At 53.5% G+C, this 21,379-nt stretch carries 19 protein-coding genes and 1 pseudogene; 17 read left to right on the forward strand and 3 right to left on the reverse strand.

Annotation, left to right across the window (positions count from 1 at the left end):
* The 12 genes and pseudogenes from CJ255_RS05460 to CJ255_RS05515 all read left to right on the forward strand — a co-directional run.
* A pseudogene (locus CJ255_RS05460) lies at positions 1–223 on the forward strand (nucleotidyltransferase domain-containing protein); the annotation flags it as partial.
* 77 nt (positions 224–300) lie between these two features.
* Entirely contained in the window at positions 301–1,197 is an 897-nt protein-coding gene (locus CJ255_RS05465) for a class I SAM-dependent methyltransferase (RefSeq protein WP_097643084.1), read from the forward strand.
* Positions 1,198–1,212: 15 nt separating this feature from the next.
* The gene (locus tag CJ255_RS05470) at positions 1,213–1,911 is read left to right on the forward strand and encodes an acylneuraminate cytidylyltransferase family protein (RefSeq protein WP_097643085.1); all 699 of its coding nucleotides are present in this window, start codon (positions 1,213–1,215) and stop codon (positions 1,909–1,911) included.
* Positions 1,904–2,974, forward strand: coding sequence for an N-acetylneuraminate synthase (gene neuB / locus CJ255_RS05475; RefSeq protein ID WP_217352406.1), 1,071 nt, complete (start codon positions 1,904–1,906; stop codon positions 2,972–2,974). The genes CJ255_RS05470 and neuB overlap by 8 nt, the downstream gene beginning before the upstream one ends.
* A complete protein-coding gene (locus tag CJ255_RS05480) occupies positions 2,928–3,425 on the forward strand; it encodes a GNAT family N-acetyltransferase (RefSeq protein WP_097643086.1) in 498 nt (165 codons plus the stop codon). Before neuB ends, CJ255_RS05480 begins: the two co-directional genes overlap by 47 nt.
* A complete protein-coding gene (locus CJ255_RS05485) occupies positions 3,422–4,294 on the forward strand; it encodes a sugar phosphate isomerase/epimerase family protein (RefSeq protein WP_097643087.1) in 873 nt (290 codons plus the stop codon). The genes CJ255_RS05480 and CJ255_RS05485 overlap by 4 nt, the downstream gene beginning before the upstream one ends.
* Complete coding sequence (locus CJ255_RS05490; RefSeq protein WP_097643088.1) at positions 4,287–4,961, forward strand: class I SAM-dependent methyltransferase; 675 nt, start codon at positions 4,287–4,289, stop codon at positions 4,959–4,961. The genes CJ255_RS05485 and CJ255_RS05490 overlap by 8 nt, the downstream gene beginning before the upstream one ends.
* Positions 4,962–5,185: 224 nt before the next feature.
* The gene (locus CJ255_RS05495; RefSeq protein WP_097643089.1) at positions 5,186–6,661 is read left to right on the forward strand and encodes an aminotransferase class I/II-fold pyridoxal phosphate-dependent enzyme; all 1,476 of its coding nucleotides are present in this window, start codon (positions 5,186–5,188) and stop codon (positions 6,659–6,661) included.
* Between the two features lie 12 nt (positions 6,662–6,673).
* Positions 6,674–8,131: a lipopolysaccharide biosynthesis protein gene (locus CJ255_RS05500; RefSeq protein WP_097643090.1), complete on the forward strand. Its 1,458-nt coding sequence runs from the start codon at positions 6,674–6,676 to the stop codon at positions 8,129–8,131.
* Between the two features lie 3 nt (positions 8,132–8,134).
* Positions 8,135–9,433, forward strand: coding sequence for a hypothetical protein (locus CJ255_RS22505; protein ID WP_124681827.1), 1,299 nt, complete (start codon positions 8,135–8,137; stop codon positions 9,431–9,433).
* Positions 9,430–10,485 carry a non-hydrolyzing UDP-N-acetylglucosamine 2-epimerase gene (wecB, locus tag CJ255_RS05510; RefSeq protein ID WP_097643092.1) on the forward strand — a complete coding sequence of 352 codons (1,056 nt, stop codon included), beginning with the start codon at positions 9,430–9,432 and terminating at the stop codon, positions 10,483–10,485. The genes CJ255_RS22505 and wecB overlap by 4 nt, the downstream gene beginning before the upstream one ends.
* Positions 10,486–10,491: 6 nt before the next feature.
* Positions 10,492–11,676 (forward strand): glycosyltransferase, encoded by a 1,185-nt coding sequence (locus CJ255_RS05515; RefSeq protein WP_097643093.1) that lies wholly within the window; start codon positions 10,492–10,494, stop codon positions 11,674–11,676.
* Here CJ255_RS05515 and CJ255_RS05520 read toward each other — a convergent pair.
* Positions 11,663–12,955: a glycosyltransferase gene (locus CJ255_RS05520; RefSeq protein ID WP_097643094.1), complete on the reverse strand. Its 1,293-nt coding sequence runs from the start codon at positions 12,953–12,955 to the stop codon at positions 11,663–11,665. The two genes, CJ255_RS05515 and CJ255_RS05520, sit on opposite strands and share 14 nt — an antisense overlap.
* A gap of 187 nt (positions 12,956–13,142) precedes the next feature.
* Between CJ255_RS05520 and CJ255_RS05525 the strand changes: the two genes are divergently transcribed.
* The 4 genes from CJ255_RS05525 (at position 13,143) to CJ255_RS05535 (ending at position 17,087) form a co-directional block, all read left to right on the forward strand.
* Complete coding sequence (locus CJ255_RS05525) at positions 13,143–14,063, forward strand: SDR family oxidoreductase (protein ID WP_097643095.1); 921 nt, start codon at positions 13,143–13,145, stop codon at positions 14,061–14,063.
* A gap of 6 nt (positions 14,064–14,069) precedes the next feature.
* A complete protein-coding gene (menD, locus tag CJ255_RS24075) occupies positions 14,070–16,142 on the forward strand; it encodes a 2-succinyl-5-enolpyruvyl-6-hydroxy-3-cyclohexene-1-carboxylic-acid synthase (RefSeq protein ID WP_245863212.1) in 2,073 nt (690 codons plus the stop codon).
* 27 nt (positions 16,143–16,169) lie between these two features.
* Positions 16,170–16,487, forward strand: coding sequence for a hypothetical protein (locus tag CJ255_RS22510; protein ID WP_124681828.1), 318 nt, complete (start codon positions 16,170–16,172; stop codon positions 16,485–16,487).
* Positions 16,488–16,700: 213 nt separating this feature from the next.
* On the forward strand, positions 16,701–17,087 hold the full coding sequence (locus CJ255_RS05535) for a YccF domain-containing protein (protein ID WP_097643096.1): 387 nt from the start codon (positions 16,701–16,703) through the stop codon (positions 17,085–17,087).
* 410 nt (positions 17,088–17,497) lie between these two features.
* Here the strand turns inward: CJ255_RS05535 and CJ255_RS05540 are convergent, their stop codons facing one another.
* Complete coding sequence (locus CJ255_RS05540; RefSeq protein ID WP_097643097.1) at positions 17,498–18,634, reverse strand: lipocalin-like domain-containing protein; 1,137 nt, start codon at positions 18,632–18,634, stop codon at positions 17,498–17,500.
* Positions 18,635–18,840: 206 nt separating this feature from the next.
* Between CJ255_RS05540 and CJ255_RS05545 the strand changes: the two genes are divergently transcribed.
* Positions 18,841–19,323 carry a DUF8743 domain-containing protein gene (locus CJ255_RS05545; protein WP_097643098.1) on the forward strand — a complete coding sequence of 161 codons (483 nt, stop codon included), beginning with the start codon at positions 18,841–18,843 and terminating at the stop codon, positions 19,321–19,323.
* A 227-nt stretch (positions 19,324–19,550) separates the two neighbouring features.
* On the opposite strand, the gene CJ255_RS05550 is transcribed toward CJ255_RS05545, so the two are convergent.
* Complete coding sequence (locus tag CJ255_RS05550) at positions 19,551–21,269, reverse strand: McrB family protein (RefSeq protein WP_097643099.1); 1,719 nt, start codon at positions 21,267–21,269, stop codon at positions 19,551–19,553.
* Between the last annotated feature and the right edge of the window lie 110 nt (positions 21,270–21,379).

The following is a 21,379-nucleotide window of genomic DNA, read 5'->3' on the forward strand; positions in this document are numbered from 1 at the left end:
GAACAGCGTGCATGCGTGGTCGGATATCGATCTCGTAGTGATCCAGGAGACACAAGAACGCTTTCTCGATCGTAGCACGAGGCTCATCCGCCTCTTGCGGCCCCAAGTAGGGTTAGACATCTTCGTCTATACGCCAGCCGAGTTTCGCCAATTGGCACAAGAACGCACCTTTGTGCGTAATGAGATTGTGGCGAAGGGCAGGGTTTTGTATGAACGAGGCTGAACGCTGGCTACAGTTGTGCTAGGATTGTCAGGACGTCGTGGGGCTTATGTGCTAATAAAGCGAGGGAGCAAAGAAAGATGGGCAAGACAGCGCAATGTATTATATGCCATTCAAAGACCAAATCTCGCAAAAAATATAATCCACGTTCGCTAAATTCTTTGTTTAAGCATAATATTAAGCGATTTTTGCTTGATCCATTCTCTCAGATCAAGAAAATAGGTCGGAAGCCAGTGTTTGGAGGTTATGTAATCGTTTGTGATAATTGTGGACATGGCATGTTAGAACACCCTCCTACGAAGAGTGTATTGCAAGATTATTATCGAGATCAATATTGGTCAGATCGTTTTGTGGATACAATTGACAAAATAGATTTAGAAAAAGAACCGAGAGCTAACGCACAGATGGACGTAGTATGTAACTTTGTAAACTGTCACGATATTAATAATGTTTTGGAAATTGGTGCAGGATCTGCAAAAGCCTCTTTACTAATTCAAAAAAGATACGGTAATAAACCTCAATTACATGTTTGTGAACCTAGTTCTAAATGGGTTGATTATTATAATCATTTCGGCATAAGAAAAATAGCCGATTATTTTCCGTATGGAGATTCTGAAAATTTTATTTTTGACTACATTCATACCAGTCATTGGTTGGAGCATGTACTTGATTTGCATGAGGTATTAATAAATTTGCATCAAGTACTTGCACCAAACGGTTATATTTTCCTTGAAGTACCCAACACTGAACATTTCTATTGGGATCTACCCACAAGAAATGACATTCCACATATCCACTTCTTTACACGTCGCTCATTATTGCAAGCCATGAATTCTTATGATTTTGAGTGCTTATCGATCGAAGAGTATGGGATTACATTCGCGGAAGCACAACAAGGAATACCCTTGACGGCAGATCGTTATGGCCTGTGTGAGCAAGGCTATTGGATTCGTGGGTTGTTTCGTAAAACCCGCTAGATTTCTCACGTTATCATGAAAATCTTGGCACTTATTCCCGCACGTGCTGGATCTAAAAGGTTGCCTCAAAAGAACATAATGTTACTTGCTGGCAAACCTCTCATCTTCTGGTCAGTTAAAGTTGCATTGCAATCTCCAATCATTGATCGGGTGATTGTATCTACAGATTCATCTGAAATTGCGCAGATTGCGCGAAATGCCGGTGCTGAAGTTCCATTTCTTCGTCCTGCTGAACTTGCAGCGGATCATACTGCAGATTTTCCTGTGTTTGAGCATGCACTTGTTTGGCTAGAACAACACGAGGCGTATACACCTGATTTAGTAGCTTGGTTACGACCAACATCGCCACTTCGTACCGTTGAAGATCTTGCATCCGCATTTGACACCTTATTGCGCACGGGGGCCGATAGTGTCCGTTCTGTGGTTGAGGTAGAACACCATCCCTATTGGATGAAGTGGATTGAGCAAGAATGTCTCGTGCCATTTTTATCTTCCAAGGACGAGACAGTATACTATCAGCATCAACTGCTGCCGCCCGTCTATCGTCTCAATGGTGCGGTTGATATAACATGGGTTGCTCAGGCGCGCCTACATGACACACTGTTTGGCAAAACTGTAGCTGCCTATGTAATGCCGCGAGAACGCAGTATTGATATTGATACGATCATGGACTTGAAAATAGCTGAATTATTGATGCAAGAAAGAGGTGATTGAAGTGCAAATCCAACTTGCTAATCGTCGCATTGGTGCAGGACAGCCCTGTTTTATCATTGCTGAAGCAGGAGTTAATCATAACGGCGATGTCCAATTAGCTAAAGAATTGATCTATAAGGCAAAAGAGGCTGGGGCCGATTGTGTAAAATTTCAGACCTTTAAGGCTGAACGGATCATTACCGCAACCGCTCCAAAAGCAGCCTATCAACTACAAACTACCGATCCACAAGAATCACAAATGGAGATGTTGCGAAAGCTTGAGTTGGCGATGAAAGTGTATGGTGAATTACTTGCCTTAGCTAAAAAACTAGATATTTTTTTCATGTCCACTCCTTACAGTGTTGAAGATGTAGATTTTCTTACGGATATTGGTGTTTCTGCTTTTAAGTTGGCTTCTATTCAAATTGTTGAACCCTATTTACTACGTCATGCTGCTCAAAAAGGAATTCCGATGATTATATCTACGGGTATGGCCTATTTGTCAGAAATTGACACGGCATTGCGAACAGTCCGTCGCACGGGAAATGAGCAGATCGTCTTATTGCAATGTACAACCAACTATCCATCACGCTTGGAAGATACACATTTACACGCTATGGTGATGATGCGTGATGCGTTTGGCACCCTTGTTGGTTATTCAGATCATACGCAAAGTGACATTGCTTGCATTGCTGCGGTGGCGCTCGGTGCCTGCGTGGTTGAAAAGCACTTTACTTTAGATAAACACCTTCCAGGGCCAGATCAGTCAACTTCGTATGATCCGCAAGAATTTGCGCGCTTGGTTCGCGCAATCAGAGACACCGAGCTGGTTCTCGGAAGGCGCATCAAGGAACCGACCGCGACCGAACAAGCCAATATGATGGGGATGCGCCGTAGCATTGTGGCCAAGCGCGACCTCCAGCTTGGCGAAGTACTGACCGCAGCCGATCTTACGTTCAAACGTCCGGCCAATGGTCTTGCTCCAGCAACGCTTGATGCGATCGTTGGGCGACGCTTGGTGCGAGCAGTTGCCGCCGATGCTTGTATTGACTTTGCCGATCTGGGTGAATATGATGGTGGTTGATAAGCTCCAGATTCGCTCGCTTGAACCGAATGACGTTGCCGCTTTTGCTACATTTTTGGCTGATGCCGAGGCGAGTGGTGCTGCACATTTCTTTCATCCGCACGACTTCTCGGCAACAGAAGCGCAACGCATCTGTACCTATACTGGTCAAGATGCCTATTATGCGCTCTGGATAGGGCAACGCATTGCTGTCTATGGCATGCTGCGCGGCTGGGATAGTGGCTATGATATGCCTTCATTGGGTGTTATTGTGAGTTCGCAGGATCGTAGGCAAGGTCTAGGGCAATTGTTTATGTCTTTTCTCCATTGCGCAGCCAAGTTGCATGGTGCCCAGCGCATCCGACTCAAGGTCTATCCTGAAAATGAGCCAGCGCTGCACTTATATCAACAACTAGGCTATCAGTTTACGGCGAGTGAAGCCGGTCAGTTGGTAGGATACATTGAGCTATGATGGTAACACCTGCTCCAATTTTTGTGTCTACTGCCTGTCTTCCGCACACCGAACCACTCTTGGCGCGGGTTGTGGCGTACCATAACTGCGGTCTAATGTTTGTTGAGCTTGGGGCCAGGGTCGAGTTAGATTTTGCAGAGCCACTCTGTTCCATCTTGCCAGTTGGATCGTACCTCATTCATAACTACTTTCCACCGCCTGCTATTCCCTTTGTACTTAACCTCGCCTCGGCTGACACCACGGTCTACCAACACAGTTTAGAACTGGTGGAGCAGGCTTTAGAGCTTACCGCACAGCTAGGAGCACCGTTCTACTCGGTGCATGCCGGGTTCATCACCGATCCTACCGCTTTTGGTACGACGAGTTTCGTCTTTCCACCGCCACAGAACCCTGAAGATACAGCGGCTGCGCTCCAGCGGTTCATCAGCGCGATGCATCGTTTAGCTGACACCGCGCAGCGCCGTGGGGTGTACCTGCTGATTGAAAATAATATTTGCTCACACGAACTGGTCGGGAAACTCCTGCTCCAGAATGCTGATGAGTTCTTGCAGTTCTTCCAGGCGTTACCGCATCCCAATCTTGGTATTCTCCTCGACACCGGGCACCTCAACGTGAGCGCACATACATTAGGTTTTGATCGTCTGGCGTTCATTGAGCAGGTAGCGCCATACATCAAAGCGTTTCACATCCACGACAACGATCGACAAGCTGATCTTCATCAGCCGATCCAGCCTGATAGTTGGATTCTTGAGGTACTCAAGCGCCCTGAGTTTGTGGCCCTGCCTATAGTAGTTGAAGCGACGTTTGCCCACGTCACTGCATTGCGCGACCACGTAGCCTGGTTGCGCGGGGAGTTGGGTCGTGATTGATCGCATGAACTGTATCCTCTGCCATTCGCTGGCAACGCCCGAACTTGTAAGTTCGTCTGTGCGCGATGACAACCATTTTAGGGTTGTCCGCTGCCTTACATGCGGCCATGTGCAACTCGACCCACTACCATCAGAAGAAGATGATGCCAAATTCTATGCCGATGATCAACAGACCCGTAGACTTGTCGGTGATGTGGATTTTGATCTACTAAGGAGTAATACTACTACGGACACTCAGCGACGCGTTGATTGGTTGCGTTCTGTCGCCTCGCCACAAGCAGGCGCGGTGTTAGATGTCGGCTGTGGCTATGGATTTTATGTAGAAGCCCTGGTTCAAGCGGGCTATCGTGCAACTGGATTAGATGTCAGCCATGCACGTGTTAGTTTGGCAAGAATGCATACAGAGGGTGAATTTATCAATGGAAGCATTGATGAGGATTTTACTATCCGCTATGCTGCGAGTTTTCATGTAATAACTTTATTTCATGTCTTGGAGCATGTCCGAACGCCGATGAATTTTTTACATGATTGTGCTAAATTGGCCACCTCAGGTGGTAAACTTCTGCTAGAAGTCCCCAATCTAAACGATGAGTTACTTGAGGTGCAAGCTGCATACCGGGCTTTTTATTGGCAAAGAGCACACCTTAGCTACTTTGATCCAGCATGACTAGAATTAACCCTGCGTCGAGCAGGCTTCAAACACTTCACAATTCGTGGCGTGCAACGCTACGGATTGCGAAATGTACTCCATTGGTTAGATGAAGCTAAGCCTCAATTGTCAGCGCCTTCTTTTGAAACAAGTGAACCAATACTACACCGTGCAGAACAACTCTATCGTGCCGATCGCGAGCGATCCATGCGTTGTGATACGCTAATCGCTGAGGTATACCTATGAAATTTGACATTCAACATACGATTACCATCCTCACGGTACCATCAAGCGCTACGATCAGGCAAGTGATGCAAGCCATTGATCGTGGTGCCCTCGGCATTGCCCTCATTGTTGAGCCAGAAACCGAACATTTCGTGGGCCTGGTTACTGATGGTGATGTGCGTCGTGCGCTTTTGAGAGATTGTGGCCTTGAGTCACAAGTGCTTGCGATCAAACACCTACCTTCGGTTACCGCTCCAATGGGAACACCCGTTGAGCAATTGCTCAATTTGTTGGAGGGGGACATTAAAATCGTACCCTTGCTTGATGCGGATGGCAAGGTGGCTGATCTTGTGCGCCTGGATCGCCACGTTCGTCTACCAGTTGCCGAGCCATCGATCGGCGAACGTGAATTGCAGTATGTAAGTGAGTGCATCTTAACTGGCTGGATTTCTTCAGCCGGGAAGTTTGTGACCCAATTTGAGCAGCAGTTTGCGGCGTTTTGCAACACGAGCCACGCGGTTGCTGTATCAAATGGAACCGTTGCCCTACACTTGGCGCTTGAAGTCCTCGGCATTGGCTCCGGTGATGAGGTCATTATCCCGAGCCTAACCTTTGCAGCAACTGCGAACGCTGTCATCCACACTGGAGCAACCCCCGTGATGGTAGACTGCACGCTTGATACTTGGACTATTGATCCAGTTGCAATTGCCGCGCACATTACTCCCAAGACAAAAGCGATCATCCCCGTCCATCTGTATGGGCATCCAGCCGATATGGATCCCATTATGGAACTTGCAACCCAACATGGGCTCTTTGTTATTGAAGATGCCGCCGAAGCGCATGGAGCCCGCTATAAGGGTAAGCCCGTTGGCTCGCTGGGCGACATTGGCTGCTTCAGTTTCTACGGTAACAAAATCGTGACGACAGGTGAAGGGGGTATGCTCACCCTTAACAATGTTACTTGGGATAGCAGAGCAAGGGTATTACGCGATCATGGTATGGATAAGCAGAGGCGCTACTGGCATACTGAGATTGGCTATAACTACCGGCTCACCAACCTTCAGGCTGCGATTGGGGTAGCGCAAATGGAGCGCATTGAGCAGACCTTGGACAAACGGGCTGATTTAGCAGCAACCTATCGGCGCATGTTAGCCGACGTACCAGGTATCACCTTTCCGCCTGCTGCGCCATGGGCCGAACCAGTCTGCTGGTTATACTCAATCTTGATTGATAAGAACCTAGCAGGCTTCTCGCGCGACACTCTAATGAGTGCCTTAGGAGCGGAGGGGATCGATGCACGTCCCTTCTTCTTCCCGCTTTCTGCTATGCCCATCTATGCCGACCACGCCCGCCTGACCAACAACTACCTAGTGACAGATGAGATCTCAGCGTGCGGTGTGAGCCTGCCCTCTTCGTTGAAAATTGGTGAGCGTGATATTGCTACTATTCGTGAGACGATGCTCCTTTTACGTGCTGCTGCGATGAAGTCATGAGGCACGCCCCCCATGCTCTCCGATCTCAAAGGCCTCGCCTCGCGCTCGATTGTCTATAGTTCGGGCGATCTGTTGCTCCGAGCGATTAGTTTCTTGCTGTTGCCCATCTATACGCGGGTGCTTACGCCGACCGATTATGGCATTCTTGCTGTGACGGGCTTGGTTGCGGCAATACTTGCCCTGTTGAGTTCTCTCAGTCTGCACGGGTTTGTTTATCCTACCTACTTTGCCCAGACGAATGAGCTAACGCGCCGTCGGGCTCTAGGCACACTTTTTGTTGCGATTCTGCTCATCGGCTTTACTTTTACCCTCATTACTGATCAGGTTGGTACGCTCCTTTTCCCGCTTATCTTTCCTGATGTATCTTTTCAACCCTACATTCGTATCGCCATCTGGACAACCTTCCTCGCTTCGTGGCAGTTGGTGCCTCTTGCCATCCTCAAAGCCCAAGAGCGGAGCGTTACCTATGTACTCCTTACGGTCGCGGGTTCGCTCTTGCACTCTGCGATCGCGCTGGGCTTGGTAGTCTACCTGGGCCAGGGGGTATGGGGCATGCTGGTTGCGGCTTTTGCTGCTGCCATTCTTATGCTCATTCCGTACCTCGTAGTAACGTTGCGTAACATTACCCTAGCTTTGGAGCGCGAGACGCTCAACGCCGCGCTCATCTTTTCGCTCCCGCTTGTGCCCCACGCCCTCGCCGGATGGCTCTTGCAACTCTCCGACCGCGCCATTTTGCAGTGGTATGTTCCGCTTGAACAATTGGGCATCTATTCACTGGCCTACACCCTTGGCATGCTGATCAGCATTGTGGCTACCGCAATGAATGCGGCCTGGGTTCCCTTCCTCTTTCGAACTGATGCCAACGAGGGGCTTAGTGCTTCTACACGGCTTGGCCAGTTGGCAACCTACTATGCCCTTATCCTCTGCTTCGTTGCCCTTGGTTTTCATCTGTTAGCCGAACCGATCCTTACGATCATGACCCCAGCGAGTTACCATGGGGCGATTGCGCTTATGCCTTGGATGATTGCCGGTCAACTGCTCTCCGGCCTCTATTTCATTCCTGTCAGTTACCTCTTTCTGCGTCGTAAAACGCGGCTGGTTCCACAGATTACAGTCGTTGCTGCCATTGTAAATTTGTTTTTGAATCTCTGGTTTATTCCATCTTTTGGGGTGATAGCAGCAGCATGGACGACCTTTATCAGTTATGCTATAATGCTATTTCTCGCATGGCGTTTGGCTTTTAAGGTCTATCCAGTGGTATATGAATATAGGCGTCTAGCAATAATTGCTCTAATTACGATACTACTCTGGCTTATTGGTCATTACCTTTCTTTGGCAAGTCTTTGGTCATTGGTTTTTGCTAAGCTAGGCTTGCTGCTTCTATTACCGCTACTTCTTGTAGCGTTTGGTTTTCTTTCAACAGGAGAGAAACGGCGGATTGGGTTGTTGTTTCGAAAAAAGATCGCTTAATCTATGAATATTCGCAATCTAACGCATCATCTTAGATTACGTCTTGAGCAATTTCGTGCAATTCTTATTCCTGATACATTTAAGAAGCTTAAACGTTGCGATGTTCTCTTGTGCTGTCATGATGCAAATCGTGGTGAGACATTAGAGGGTTTGGCCTATTCAAGGCTTCTGGATAGTGTTGCTGAAGAGTTAATGCACAAAGGATTGCATTGTGCACAGTTTGCCTTCCACTATAATGTCTTGGTTGGGGCAAAGGCATGGGGTAGGCCCGTTTCAGTTAATCGTAGACGATTCTTAAATGGCTTTATTCTCTTCTTGTTGCGCCGGTTTAAGCATTTGCGCTTGCTAGACTTTGGGAAAGTCGTTGCGTATCAAGAGCAGCATGAGCAACATTTGTATGCTCAACTGCTTGAGCTAACAGATTGTCGCTGTGTTGTCGCGATAAATGCAGCACCCGCACTGTGCCAGGTTGCTCGCCGGAAACGGATACCAGTAGTTGAATTGCTGCATGGTATTGGCTATACGCCTGTGCCATGGGGTTGGGGTACGGCAGCGGCTGATGGTTTGCCAACCAAGATTTTATCCCTGGATGATGTGAGTACCAAGACATTCTCCACACTTAAGCATAAGGGTATCGAAGTACGACAAATCCCACATCCTTGGTTTAAGCGTTTTGTTGATCCAGCGCTACGTCAACAGTTGCCCGCAGAGTGGCGCGTGCTGCCATCATGGATGCAGACTGATCGCAAGATTGTGATGGTAACGTTTCAATGGGGATTTTCTGGTGAAATACCTTATCTAAAAGGCATTTTACCTAATGGCTTGATTCATGATGAACTCATTCGAACCATTGAACTTACACCTTCGGTTCTTTGGTTGTTGAGGCTGCATCCTGTACAATTACGTAGAACATACTATAAAAACCAACATTTATTTATTAGTAAATTAACTAAAAAATACACGAATTGTGAATGGTTTCAGGCTTCAACGCTGCCACTTCCTTTACTTTTTCACAAATGTCATGGACATATCACAATGACTAGCATGACGGTTTATGAAGCTGCATTTTTAGGTGTTCCTTCGTTGCTATTAAGTCCAACGCTTCAATCGGGTGGCATCCATGAAAATAGCTTTCTCGATCTACGCCAAACTGGTTACGCTACACTTGGCACGCTCAATGCTGAGGCGATTGCCGCTTGGGTGAGGCAAACGCAGCGTTGTGCTACGGCGTTTCAAACTCAAGGCGGTGATGATTGGGATGCGACGGTAGAGTGGATGTTTCAACCTAATCAGAGCACATGACCATCCTCACCATCATCGGTGCGCGCCCACAGTTCATTAAGGCTGCTGCCGTGAGCCGCTTGCTGCGCCAGCAGTGCCGTGAGTTGTTGGTGCATACCGGCCAACACTACGACTATGGTATGTCACAGGTCTTCTTTGATGAACTGGCCATCCCTGCGCCTGAGATCAATCTGGGCATTGGCTCGGGTGCCCACGGGGCGCAGACGGGGGCGATGCTTGCGGCTATTGAGCAGGTGTTGCTTGAGCAGCGCCCCGATGCGCTGCTGGTCTATGGTGATACCAATTCGACCCTGGCGGGTGCTTTGGCGGCGGCTAAGTTGGGGGTGCCGGTTGCTCATATTGAGGCTGGGTTGCGTAGCTTCAACCGGACGATGCCCGAAGAGATCAACCGTGTCATGGCCGATCATCTTGCGACCCTGCTGCTCTGCCCGAGCAGTACGGCGGTAGCCAATCTTGAACGCGAGGGGCTTACCAAAGGGGTACACTTGGTGGGTGATGTGATGGCTGATGCGCTGCTGATGGCGTTGGCGCGTGCCCAAGATCGTTCGACCATTCTTGAGCGGTTGAAGCTCAATCCAGGTGGCTACCTGCTGGCGACGGTGCATCGCGCCGAGAATACCGACGATCCCGCACGCCTCCAGGCGATTCTTGCGGCCTTTGCCGCTCTTGACGAGCCGCTGATCTTTCCGGTGCATCCGCGCACGCGTAAACTGATGGGGAGCTACCAGCCACCACCGCATGTGCATCTGATCGAGCCGCTCGGCTATCTCGATATGGTTCGCTTGCAACAGGCGGCACGTATGATTCTCACCGACTCGGGCGGCATCCAGAAGGAGGCATATTGGCTGGGCGTGCCATGTGTTACTATGCGTGATGAAACCGAGTGGGTCGAGACGGTCGAGTTGGGTTGGAATCGCCTCGTCGGTGCCGACACGGGGCGCATTGTGGCAGCGGTGCGCGACTTCACGCCCCCCGCTGAGCGCCCGCCGCTCTATGGCGGCGATGGTCATGCGGCGGAGCGGTGTGTGGCACAGTTGAAAGAATGGCGCTAATATCAGATGAAACAGACGGTTTGCCTAATTTCATTCTCACCCATTGCCTATGATGCGCGAGTTCTACGGCAGATCAAATTCTTATTACCCCACTACGATCTGATTGTGCTTGGCTATGGCGATCCACCAGCACTGCTCGCTCCCCATCCTGGTGTGCGTTGGATCAGCATAGCCCAACCCAATTGGCGCCCGTTGCGCCGCTTGGCTAATCTTGGCCTATTCTTGCGTATGGGTCACTATTGGTCAACTTTTTACTACCTCTGGCATATGAGCCTTAATAGTGCGCGTGATGCTCAACGCAAAGCGGGAAAGTTGCGCTGTGATGTTGTGCATGCCAATGAGTGGGAGGCACTTCCCCTCGCGGCTGATCTTGCCCAACGTAACAATTGTCCACTGGTCTTTGATGCCCATGAATATAGCCCGCTTCAATTCACGACCGGCAGTCTCGCAAGTCGCCTCTTTGCCCCAGCCATTAGCTATATTCTGCATACCTATGGACCTCAAGTGACAGCCTCAACGACTGTCTGTGAACCCTTAGCGGAGCGCTATCGCACAGAGTTTCAGCTTGATCCCATGGTGGTCATGAATGCGCCGGAGTATCGTGAGGTTGAGGGGGCGGATCATCCCGTTGATCCGGAGCGCGTTAGGCTCATTCACCATGGGGCTGCAATGCGTGGGCGTTGTCTTGAAACGATGATTGAGATAATTGCCCTCTGCGATCATCGATTTAGTTTGGATTTTATGTTGATTGGTAATCCAGCTTATGTTGTGGAATTAACAAAATTAGCTCAAGAAATTGCACCAAATCGTGTGCGCTTTCTAAATCCTGTGCAGCCTCATCAAATTCAGAAAACTATTATGAAGTACGATCTTGGTTTCTGCTATATCTATCCATCTAATTATAGCTATTTGGTTTCTCTTCCCAATAAATTCTTTGACTTCATCCATGCTGGTCTTGCAGTCTGCATTGGTCCTTCACCATCAATGGTTGCACTGGGCCAGCAGTATGGTTTTACAGTGGTAGCACCTTCATTTGCAGCCAAGGATGTTGCGGTAACGCTCAATGCGCTTGATGCTGAGCGCATCACCGTGTTGCGCCGTGCTGCTCGCCAAGCGGCGGCGCAACTCAACGCAGAGGTAGAGTTAACCAAGTTGGTACAGATTTACCAGCGTCTTCTTAGCCACGGCTAACTTCTCGCACCCGCTCTAAAAAAGCAGCCATATTCAGCGTTTGCGCTTGGCGCGATAAGCCACTAGTTACGCTGATGGGTAGATCGGGGATGTGTCCATTGCGCTGCTTCGCGTCAAGCCAAATGAGTAGTTGCTGTGCGATGGCATCTTTGTCTTGAAGAACAATGCCCGCTTGACGCTCGTGGATCAGATCGGCTGCCACATTATCGTCCGGGCCGATGCCGAGAATGGGGCGACGTGCACCCAAGTATTCGAAGAGTTTGCCGGTGTAGACGCCGCGCTCGCGTCGGTCGATCCAAGTGAGCAGGAGTAGTATATCTGCTGCTGTCTGTTGGGCAAGCGAAGCGGAATAGGGGATGAGATCATGGAATTGTACTAGGTGTTCAACACCATAGGTGCGTGCTTGTTCTAACATGCTGGCAGTACCAGCATTAAGTGCGCTATAAAAAATGATTTGGATTTGTGCTGCCCGTGGGCCTAATTGTTGGAGTGCGGCAAATAGTGGGCTGGCTTGTTGTTTTTCTGCATGAATAATGCCTGTATAAATAATTTTAAGTTTTGCATTGTGTATCTGCTTGCGTTCTTGCGGATAATCACCTAAATCAAAGCCATGCAAAATAACCTCTGTGGGTTTGTTGTAGCGCCAACGGAGGGTTTGGGCTAGTGGTTCTGATACGGTAATCAGGCCTGCGCTTGTAGCTAGGGTGTGGCGTTCAAACCAAGCTTCGAGTGGCCGACGCCAGTCGGCATATGGATATTGGTGGTTATCGGCCCAGAGATCGCGTAATTCGCCAACCCAAGGGATTTGATAGTGGCTATGTAGGGTGTTAGCAATGAGCAATGAGACAAATGAAGGCCCGCTTGCTAATATGATGTCGGGTTTCCAATATTTCAATAATGTATGGGCATGGGTCATAGCAAATGGAAACCATCCAATCGCAATGTCGGGGAAGAAGAAGATGGTTCTGTAAGCAAAGATGAGCTTTTTGGCTAATATGAGCATCATTCTCTGCTTTGAGCGGATCAGTTGCTGGGTGATTGATGCGAGTGGATGGGTTGGGTATTTGATGAAGGTCAATGGTAGTTTGAGCCATGGGGTTGCAATTACCCACTCAGGTGGTATCTCAAGCGGGAGGGTGGCCGGATAGCCACAGTTGCTCATAGTGAGAATGCGTAGTTCATGGTTGGCTTGTTGTAGGTATTTAGCAGTTTTACTTACACGCACCGAACCAATGTGATTGTATGGAGCAAATACATGTGAAATAATTAAAATACGCATTGAATATATGTTTTCTTCAAGGGTGAGAAGTTGTCTGCCAGTCTTCATCTGAGTGAAGCGCGATAAGCTCCATCGACACTGCATAGACAGTGGTGAGAAGTTGTTTGCCAGCCTTCATCTGAGTGAAGTTCTTGGATGACTAGTCTAACAGATTTTGGCTTTGGTGTCATTTTGGAGTGCGAGTTCCATGCCCACTTCCCTCGTTACCGGCGGTGCCGGGTTTATTGGTAGTCACCTTGTGGAGCGTCTGCTGCTGCGCGGTGACCATGTACGCGTCTTGGATAATTTTAGTAGCGGCCACGCGGCGAATCTGGCGCCGTGGCGTCGTAGCATCGAGTTGATCGAGGGCGATCTGCGCGATCCGGCGGCGCTGGCGCGGGCCACCGCTGGGGTTGAACTGGTCTTTCATCAGGCGGCGCTGCCGCTGGTGCAGCAGTCGGTGGATGACCCCGCGATAACGAATGCGGTCAATGTTGATGGTACGTTGCAGTTGCTGCTGGCGGCGCGGGGTGCTGGCGTGCGCCGGGTGGTGGTTGCCTCGTCGGCGGCGGTCTATGGCGATGATCAGCAGTTGCCGAAGCACGAGGAGTTGCCCATCCAGCCCCTTTCGCCCTATGCGGTGAGTAAGTTGGCTACGGAGCAGTATGCTTGTGTCTTTGCCCGCCTCTATCCGCTGGAGGCGGTGGCGTTGCGCTATTTTAATGTCTTTGGGCCGCGGCAGGATCCCCGTTCGCCCTATTCGGGGGTCATTGCGCGCTTCTGTGCGGCGGCGCGTACTGGGGCTGAGGTGACGATCTTTGGCGATGGCTCGCAGTCGCGCGATTTTGTGGCGGTGGCTGATGTGGTGCATGCCAATCTGCTGGCGGGTGATGCGCCTGCGGCTAATGCTCAGGTGATCAATATCGCTCGCGGCGAGCGGACGAGTTTGCTTGATCTGGTAAGATTACTGGAGGATCTGACTGCTCGTCCGCTACCTGTGCGCTTTGCGCCTGCCCGTAGCGGTGATATTCTCCATTCGCTGGCCACGATTGACCGCGCTCGGGTGCTGCTTGGTTTTGCGCCCCAGGTGAGTCTGCGTGAGGGGCTGCGGCTGACGTTGGAGGCGTGAGGTACTATGTCCCATCACATCGAAACGCTTACCCACTGGGTGGCTACACTTGTCCACCACTTGGTTGCCGCTGGCGTTCGCCATTTCGTGGTCTGCCCTGGCTCGCGGAGTACGCCGCTGGCGCTTGCCGTGGCGCGCCACCCCCGTGCACGGCTGCATGTGCAGCTCGATGAGCGCTGCGCTGGCTTTTTTGCGCTCGGTTTGGCTAAGCAGACGGCCATGCCAGCCGCGTTGATCTGTACGTCGGGGACGGCGGTGGCCAATCTGTTGCCTGCTGTCGCTGAGGCTGATCTTGCGCGGCTGCCGCTGCTGCTGCTCACCGCCGACCGTCCGCCTGAGTTGCGCGATAATGGTGCGCCGCAGACGATCGATCAGGTTGCGCTCTTTGGCGCCCGTACCCGCTGGTTTAGCGATCTGCCATGCCCTGATGCGACGCCAGCGCTGCTTGCGTTTCTGCGGAGTGTCGTTGCGCGCGCTGTGGCCACGAGCCTGGCTGCGCCCGCTGGCCCGGTGCATCTCAATCTGCCTTTCCGCGAGCCGCTGATCCCCGATCGGGAGTTGTTGGAGCGGTTGTTTGCCGCAAAGGAGCGCATAGTAACGCTAGGCAGTGTGCCAGCTTCCCCCCTTGCCCACAACGCAGGGGGTGAGGGCCAGCCAAGCGATGCCAATAGCCTATCCGCCGAACGCATAGTAACGCTAGGCAGTGTGCCAGCTTCCCCCCTCTTCCAGAACGAGGGCGCGAGGGCAGGGGGTGAGGGCCAGCCGAGCGATGCCAATAGTCTATCCGCCAAAAGCATAGTAACGCCGAGCAGTGCGTCCGATTCTCCCCTTGCCCACAACGCAGGGGGTGAGGGCCAGCCAAGCGATGCGCTGTTGTTGGGTGGGCTTGTGCCAATTCAGGTTGCCTACGGCCCGCGCACTGCGCCGCCGACGCTGCTTGCGTCTTTGGTGCAGCGCCTGGCGGCGACGGAACGCGGTTTGATCCTTTGTGGCCCGAGTTGCCCGCCTGGCTTGGCGGCGCAGGTGGTGCCGCTCGCTGAACGTTTGGGTTTCCCCATTCTCGCCGATCCGCTCTCGGGGGTGCGCTGCGATCCCCATAATAGCAACATCGTCTGTGCGAGCTATGATGCCTTTCTGCGCGATGAGACCTTTCTGAAGCAGCATGCTCCCGAGCTTGTGCTGCGCTTCGGGGCGATGCCCACCTGTAAGCCGCTGCTGCTCTACATCCAGCGCTACCCGGATGCCTACCAGCTTATTGTTGATGAAGGGGCGGGTTGGCGTGAACCGACGAGCCTGGCGGCGGAACATTGGGGCGTTGATCCGCTGAGCCTCTGTGGTGCGCTCAATGAGCGCCTCGCCGCGACGCAGCCCCACACCACCCCGTGGCGCCAGGCGTGGCTCAACGCCGAGCGGGTGATCCGCCGCGTGATCCAGGAGGCGCTGGCGAGCCAGGAGCGCATCAGTGAGCCGGGGGTCTTTGCCCGCTTGGCGACGCTGCTGCCCGCAGGGGCGACGCTCTTTGTGGCCAATTCGATGCCGATCCGCGACTGCGACACCTTCTTTCCTGCGTTGTCCCATGCGATCCAGATCGCGGGCAACCGGGGGGCCAACGGCATTGATGGTCTCGTCTCGACGGCGCTCGGCATGGCGGCGGCGGGGGCCAAGCCGCTGCTGATGGTGCTGGGTGATCTGGCGCTCTACCACGATGCCAATGGTCTCTTGGCAGCCAAGGCGTATCATCTCGATGCGACGATTGTGCTGATCAACAACGATGGTGGTGGCATCTTCTCCTTCTTGCCGCAGGCGAGCGAGACCGATCAGTTTGAAGCGCTCTTTGGCACGCCCCACGGCCTCGACTTCGCCCCCTTAGCCCAACTCTACGGCGCTCGCTACACCCTCGCCCAAGATTGGCCCAGCTTTGCTGCTGCGGTTACCGCTGGCTTGCGGACGGGCGGCCTCCATCTGGTCGAGGTGCGTACCGAACGCAAGCAGAATGTCGCCGACCATCGGGCGCTCTGGCCGCTGGTGAGCGCCGGGTTGCGCGCTGCGGGGTGTTTTGGCTACAACATGTTGGGCTGAACCAAGAGAGATTACAGATACGAAGGATTGCTACTTCTTTTTGCATTACAACAAGTTACAGCCCATGTAAAAGATACTGTAATCGTCACCGATCTCTATCCACGAATTCGCGGGCAGTTACTTTCTCTTGTAGAGTTGTTGACTGCTTCTCGCTTGATCCGCTTTCTTCCGAATGCAAAAAGACAAAAACCAGTTGATGCATGGTGGGCGGTATCCCCTAGATTGATTGCGGAATATCTTCAAATCCTTGGTTTTAGTCGTTTAGAAACGACTTTTCATAAGCAGATATACCATGGGAAAGAGACGAAACTGTATACTATTGTTGGCCAGCGAGAAAAATTCTAAAATAAACAAGATATGCTTGTTGATATTTAGTTATATATCTTGTTCAAAAACATGCCAATTACCTCATGAACACTCCGCATAACCAGTAACGCTCAAGCCCATTGGGCCGCCATGTGCGGCAATCTCCAATCTCCAATCTCCAATCTGAAATGGGATAAGCAACCTTTCTCCCCCTCCTGACGTCTTACCAACCAGGGAAATAAGGAGGGTTCTATGTTGCTGCTTATTCTACGGATTATCTATTTCTTTGCCTTTGGCCTCTGGTTTAGTGCGCTCTGGGCTTCGGTGGCTTGGGTCTTTTGTGTGACCATTGTGGGTCTGCCGGTGGGCCTCTGGATGTTGAATCGCTTGCCGCAGGTGACGACGCTGAAGCCGCAGCGTGATCAGTTTGTGGTTACAACTACGGGTGAGGTCTATCGCACGTCGCTGCCGCAGGTGAATCTGTTGGTGCGGGCGATCTGGTTTGTTTTGGTGGGCTGGTGGTTGAGTGCCCTCTGGATGACGGTTGCTTGGGCGCTCTGTACGGTGATTATTGGGCTTCCTTTTGGTTTTTGGATGTTTAATCGGGTGCCTGCGGTGATTACGTTGGCGCGTATTTAGGGGTTGTCCACATGTTGTGGATATGGTGTGGAGAAGTCCACTAGATGTAGTGGGGCTGTCGCGCTAAGACGATTGTAGATTGTAGATTGCAGATTGCCGAACAATGGCGTCCCAATAGGTTTTAGTGTTCTTGATAATGCGGCATGTTCAAGGGTAATTGGTCTAAGACCTGATGTGGGGCGAAGTTCCACATCAGGTTTTTTGTTCGGTTTTGTTAGCGCGAAAAAGCTCTGGGCCGCGCCGCTTGGCTTCGACAGGCTGGTTTCGGCAGGCTCAACCACCGAGCCAGCGGCGCGGTGGCTGAGCCTGCCGAAGCCACCGCGAGGTCGCCTGCCAACCCAAGGCTTGCGCTAACAAGGATTTTTTGGAGGAGGCGAAGCCTTCCCCAAACCCCCGCCGCGATGCGTTTTTTAGCGCACTCGGCCCCCAGGCTGTGGCCCGTAGCCGGTTAGTTCGACATAACCATGGCCGCTGAGTGGTTGTTCGCCTTGTGTGCCGCGTATCCGCACTGCGCCTTCCCAGTAGATGATGCTCAGGGGGAGTTCTTGGGCGTTGAAGGTTGGTTCGATCTCGAGGTTTATGGCGTGGTCGCGCAGGTTGAGCCGCCAGCCGACTGGGTAGGTGGCTCCGCTGCGTGGGCTTGTCCATGTGTTGAGGACTTCGAGTTCTATGTGTTCGGGGACGAGCGCTTGGCTTTGGCCGTCGGTTGCGATCAGGCTGCCGAAGCTGTAGCTGAGGCCGGTCGGGGTGCGTACCTGGGCGTACATGAGCTCGCGCCCGTCCTCAAGCTGGATGCTGAACCAGTCCCAGCCGCTGGCGTCGCCCTCAAGGGCGCTGGTGCCCCATTCGTGGTCCATCCAGCTTGTTCCGCTGACGTTGTGGCGCTCGCCTTCAAGCATGATGCTGCCGCTGGTGGCCATGCGGCTGAGTGAGTAGTAGAACGAGGCGTTGCCTGGGGTTGGCCCTTTTTGGCTGAGCCCGGCTTCGCCGTGGAGTACGGGGGGCTTTTCGCTCACGAGGTTTAGGTCGAGCGCGACGGGCCCTTCGGCGGCTTGTAGGTGCATCTGCATACCTGCTGGGCCGCTCCCTTCAGCCGACCAGTCTTCGAGGAAGACGCGGAAGGGTTCGCCGGTGGCACCCGCTAAGCCTGCCGCGCCGCGACTGAAGCGCTCATAGGCGTACAAACGCTCGTTGGCGCTGTCGCTGAGTGCTAGGTGGGCCATGTAGATCTGGTTGGTGCCCCAGGCTGAGTCCCGTGTGGGCGCATTGGGGCTGAGGGCGCTGCGGAAGAAGGTGAGCTGGTAGCCAAAATGGCGCGCCCCAGCGTAGAGGTTGCCGGTGTAGTACCACCATTCGAATTGGTACGCTGGGTGCGGCCCGTGATCGCGGGGAAAGCTGAAGGGCTTTGGGCTGTAGGCCCGCGCAAAGCCTTCGCTGGTGCTGCCCAATAACTCCACTGCATCAAATTGTGCGCTGATGGGCGCTTGGTTGGTGGTGCAAGCCACGAGGCTGAAGAGCAATATCAGGCTTAATGCGATTCTGAGCATAACTTTTTCCTTGTTCGAGCGGTAGATCATGTAGAGGGTATGTTTGGGGCTGTCGCCCTAAAATCCGCTTTGGGGCTATGCCCCAACCCTACTTCTTGCGTTCGTGTTAGCGGCGCAGCCGCCAACACGAACGAAAAAGAGTTCTTCGGGGGAGGCTTCGCCTCTCCCAAACCCCCGACCCTACATGGTATGAATAAGGAGTATGTATGATCTCGCAAGACCCCGAGGATGATGCGCGGGTGTTGGTGGTGGTGGTGACGCGCCCGCGTGATTTGGCGCTGGCCCGTGAGGCGGGTTGGTATCGGGTGCCGCTGGCGCGGGTGCCCTCCCGCTTGGCTGCCGATTATCTCGCGTTTTATCAGACGGCGGCGTTTGGGCCTGAACGCTGGGCGGTGCGTTACTATGCGCCGGTGTTGCGCTATCGGATTGCGACGCGCCTTGAGTTGTTGCCCGATGAGCCTGAGCATCCCCGTGCTGCGGAACGCTACTACCGGATTGAGTTGGGGCCGTTGGCTGAGTTGCCGCTGCCGGTGCCTGCCGCCCGGCTGCGTCGGGTTGCCTTTATTGCGACTACCTTTGGTCAACTGCGGCGGGCCAGTGATGTGCGTCAACTCTTTCATCCCGCTGAGGATGCGCGCCTTGATCCTGATCTGTGGGGCGCTGGCTTGGCTGGGCGTAGGTTGCGTTGAGGTGAGAGAGGTTTTCCAGAGGTACAGAGGTTTTTACCACAGAGGCACAGAGAACACAGAGGGGGGCATGAGGTGAAGCTATCGCGGCTTTGCCTTTGCGCCCTCGCGCCCTCGCGCCCTCGCGCCCTCGCGCCCTCGCGCCCTCGCGCCCTCGCGCCCTCGCGTCTTCGCGTCTTCGCGTCTTCGCGTCTTCGCGCCTTCGCGTCTTCGCCTCTTCGCCTCCTTCCCTACCCATAAAAATCACTAAAGCCCTCCTGATCGAGGCGTTCCAGCATGCGGCGCAGGCGGGCGGCGCTTGCGGGGTAGGGGGCGGCAGCGAGTTGTTCGGTACTGATGAGCGCGGCGCGCTGCCAGTTGTTTATGTCGCTGCCTAGCGTGAGGCTGAGTAGTTCGTTGAGGGCGCGGCGCAGCCGTGGCCCCTCTTCGCCCCGTAGCCGTGGTAGGATGCGCTGTTTCAGTTGCAGATCGAGCGCCTGGCTGGGGCTGAGCGTGCCTTGGGCCTGCTCGATGAAGCGTAGGATGTCGCCAATCGTGCGGTAGCCAAAGGCATGCCCCGCCGCCGCCATGCTCTGGTGAACCGCCACAAGGGTGGCCCAGAGTTGCTCGTCGAGTGGGCCGGGATAGTTGGCGCGAAAGCCCGCTAGGTCTACATCGGTCAACTCAATCACATTGGCCCGGTCGAGCAGCTTGTCGCTCAACGCAAAGGTGCTCTCGTCCACATTGACGGTGCCGATGATCCGTAGATTCAGGGGCAGGCGCAAGGGGTTCTGCAGGTGGCCCCCGCCAACCAGAGGGACTTCGCTGGTGGGGGTGCCGAGATCAATCAGGCCGTCGCTCGTCTCCATGGCCGAGAGCAGCGGCGCAAGGTAGTATTCGGGGCGGGCTAGGTTCAGTTCGTCGAGACAGAGATAGTAGGGCTGTTGCGGATCGGCAGCGGCTTGCAGCAGAAAGCGCAGGCAGGGTGTTGCGTGGTAGCTGCCGGTGAGCGCATTGTAGTAGCCCAAGAGATCGCGGGCATTGTGCCAATCGGGCTGCACTGCCACCAGCAGGTAGTAGGGATTGGAACGGCCAGGCGCAAGATCATAGACCGCATCGGCATAGAGGCGCGTCAGGCGCGTTTTGCCCGTACCGCTGATGCCGGGCAAAATGACCAAGGGGCGTGTTTGCAGCGCCACATGGTAGGAGCGCAGGGTCAATTCGTTGATCGTAAAGCCACGGGCACGCATCCGTTCAACCAGGAGCTCAATCGGGGGCAGCCCAGTGAACGCATAGGCATGGCTATGTTCGCGCAGCAGAGTTGGGCGCAATGGCTCATGGGCCTCAACCTGCTCCATGAGCGCCTCGTTGAGCGGCAAGAGCGCCAGGACATCAGCAATCAGGCGTGGTGTGAGATCGGGCGGCAGGGCATCCCAGGGGTAGACAAAGCCAGCCCAGAGGTAGCTTGCACGCTGATGGGCGAGGTAGCGCTCGATCCAGAGGGTGTCGGGCTGCTCAACTGCGGCCTGAGCAAGCGGCTTGGGCTGGGCAAAACGAGCCTGGCCGATCTGCTCAATCCGTTCGATCAGGGGCAACCAGACGGGCCGCGCCAGTTCCCAGAGGCGCGCCAGTTGGGGCTTACGCGACCCCCAGAGTTGCAGACCCACCAGTAGCGCCTGTTCGGCGGCGCTCACCGCCAGCAGCACCCCGGCACCACGGGGCGGGCGATCAAAGGCAACCCAATAGTCGTTAATCGGCACACGTCGCCCCGGCCCGCGATGGATCGCACGCTGGCTCTTATAGCTGACCTCATAGAGCGGCCACTGGCGCGGCAGCGCCTGCTGGGCTGCCGTCGCCACCTCAGTGGCCAACGCGGCCAACTGTGGGTGCAACTGAGCCTGAACCGCCTGCCACCGCTCCGTAACCCCAGGGACGCTCAGTGCGGCAAGGGCATCTGTAGAAAAGATCATATGCTGAGGATGCGTGAGGCGAGGATACGTGAGGCGAGGGGGCGTGAGGCGAGGATGTGTGAGGCGAGGGGGCGTGAGGCGAGGATGTGTGAGGCGAGGAGGCGGGTGGC

Source organism: Candidatus Viridilinea mediisalina, from assembly GCF_002532535.1.
GTDB lineage: Bacteria > Chloroflexota > Chloroflexia > Chloroflexales > Chloroflexaceae > Viridilinea > Viridilinea mediisalina.

Coding starts and splice junctions, on each gene's coding strand:
- CJ255_RS05465 (WP_097643084.1), top strand. CDS start 301: ATGGGCAAGACAGCGCAATGTATTATATGCCATTCAAAGACCAAATCT.
- CJ255_RS05470 (WP_097643085.1), top strand. CDS start 1,213: ATGAAAATCTTGGCACTTATTCCCGCACGTGCTGGATCTAAAAGGTTG.
- CJ255_RS05480 (WP_097643086.1), top strand. CDS start 2,928: ATGCTTGTATTGACTTTGCCGATCTGGGTGAATATGATGGTGGTTGAT.
- CJ255_RS05485 (WP_097643087.1), top strand. CDS start 3,422: ATGATGGTAACACCTGCTCCAATTTTTGTGTCTACTGCCTGTCTTCCG.
- CJ255_RS05495 (WP_097643089.1), top strand. CDS start 5,186: ATGAAATTTGACATTCAACATACGATTACCATCCTCACGGTACCATCA.
- CJ255_RS05500 (WP_097643090.1), top strand. CDS start 6,674: ATGCTCTCCGATCTCAAAGGCCTCGCCTCGCGCTCGATTGTCTATAGT.
- CJ255_RS22505 (WP_124681827.1), top strand. CDS start 8,135: ATGAATATTCGCAATCTAACGCATCATCTTAGATTACGTCTTGAGCAA.
- wecB (WP_097643092.1), top strand. CDS start 9,430: ATGACCATCCTCACCATCATCGGTGCGCGCCCACAGTTCATTAAGGCT.
- CJ255_RS05515 (WP_097643093.1), top strand. CDS start 10,492: ATGAAACAGACGGTTTGCCTAATTTCATTCTCACCCATTGCCTATGAT.
- CJ255_RS05520 (WP_097643094.1), bottom strand. CDS start 12,955: ATGCGTATTTTAATTATTTCACATGTATTTGCTCCATACAATCACATT.
- CJ255_RS05525 (WP_097643095.1), top strand. CDS start 13,143: ATGCCCACTTCCCTCGTTACCGGCGGTGCCGGGTTTATTGGTAGTCAC.
- menD (WP_245863212.1), top strand. CDS start 14,070: ATGTCCCATCACATCGAAACGCTTACCCACTGGGTGGCTACACTTGTC.
- CJ255_RS05535 (WP_097643096.1), top strand. CDS start 16,701: ATGTTGCTGCTTATTCTACGGATTATCTATTTCTTTGCCTTTGGCCTC.
- CJ255_RS05540 (WP_097643097.1), bottom strand. CDS start 18,634: ATGCTCAGAATCGCATTAAGCCTGATATTGCTCTTCAGCCTCGTGGCT.
- CJ255_RS05545 (WP_097643098.1), top strand. CDS start 18,841: ATGATCTCGCAAGACCCCGAGGATGATGCGCGGGTGTTGGTGGTGGTG.
- CJ255_RS05550 (WP_097643099.1), bottom strand. CDS start 21,269: ATGATCTTTTCTACAGATGCCCTTGCCGCACTGAGCGTCCCTGGGGTT.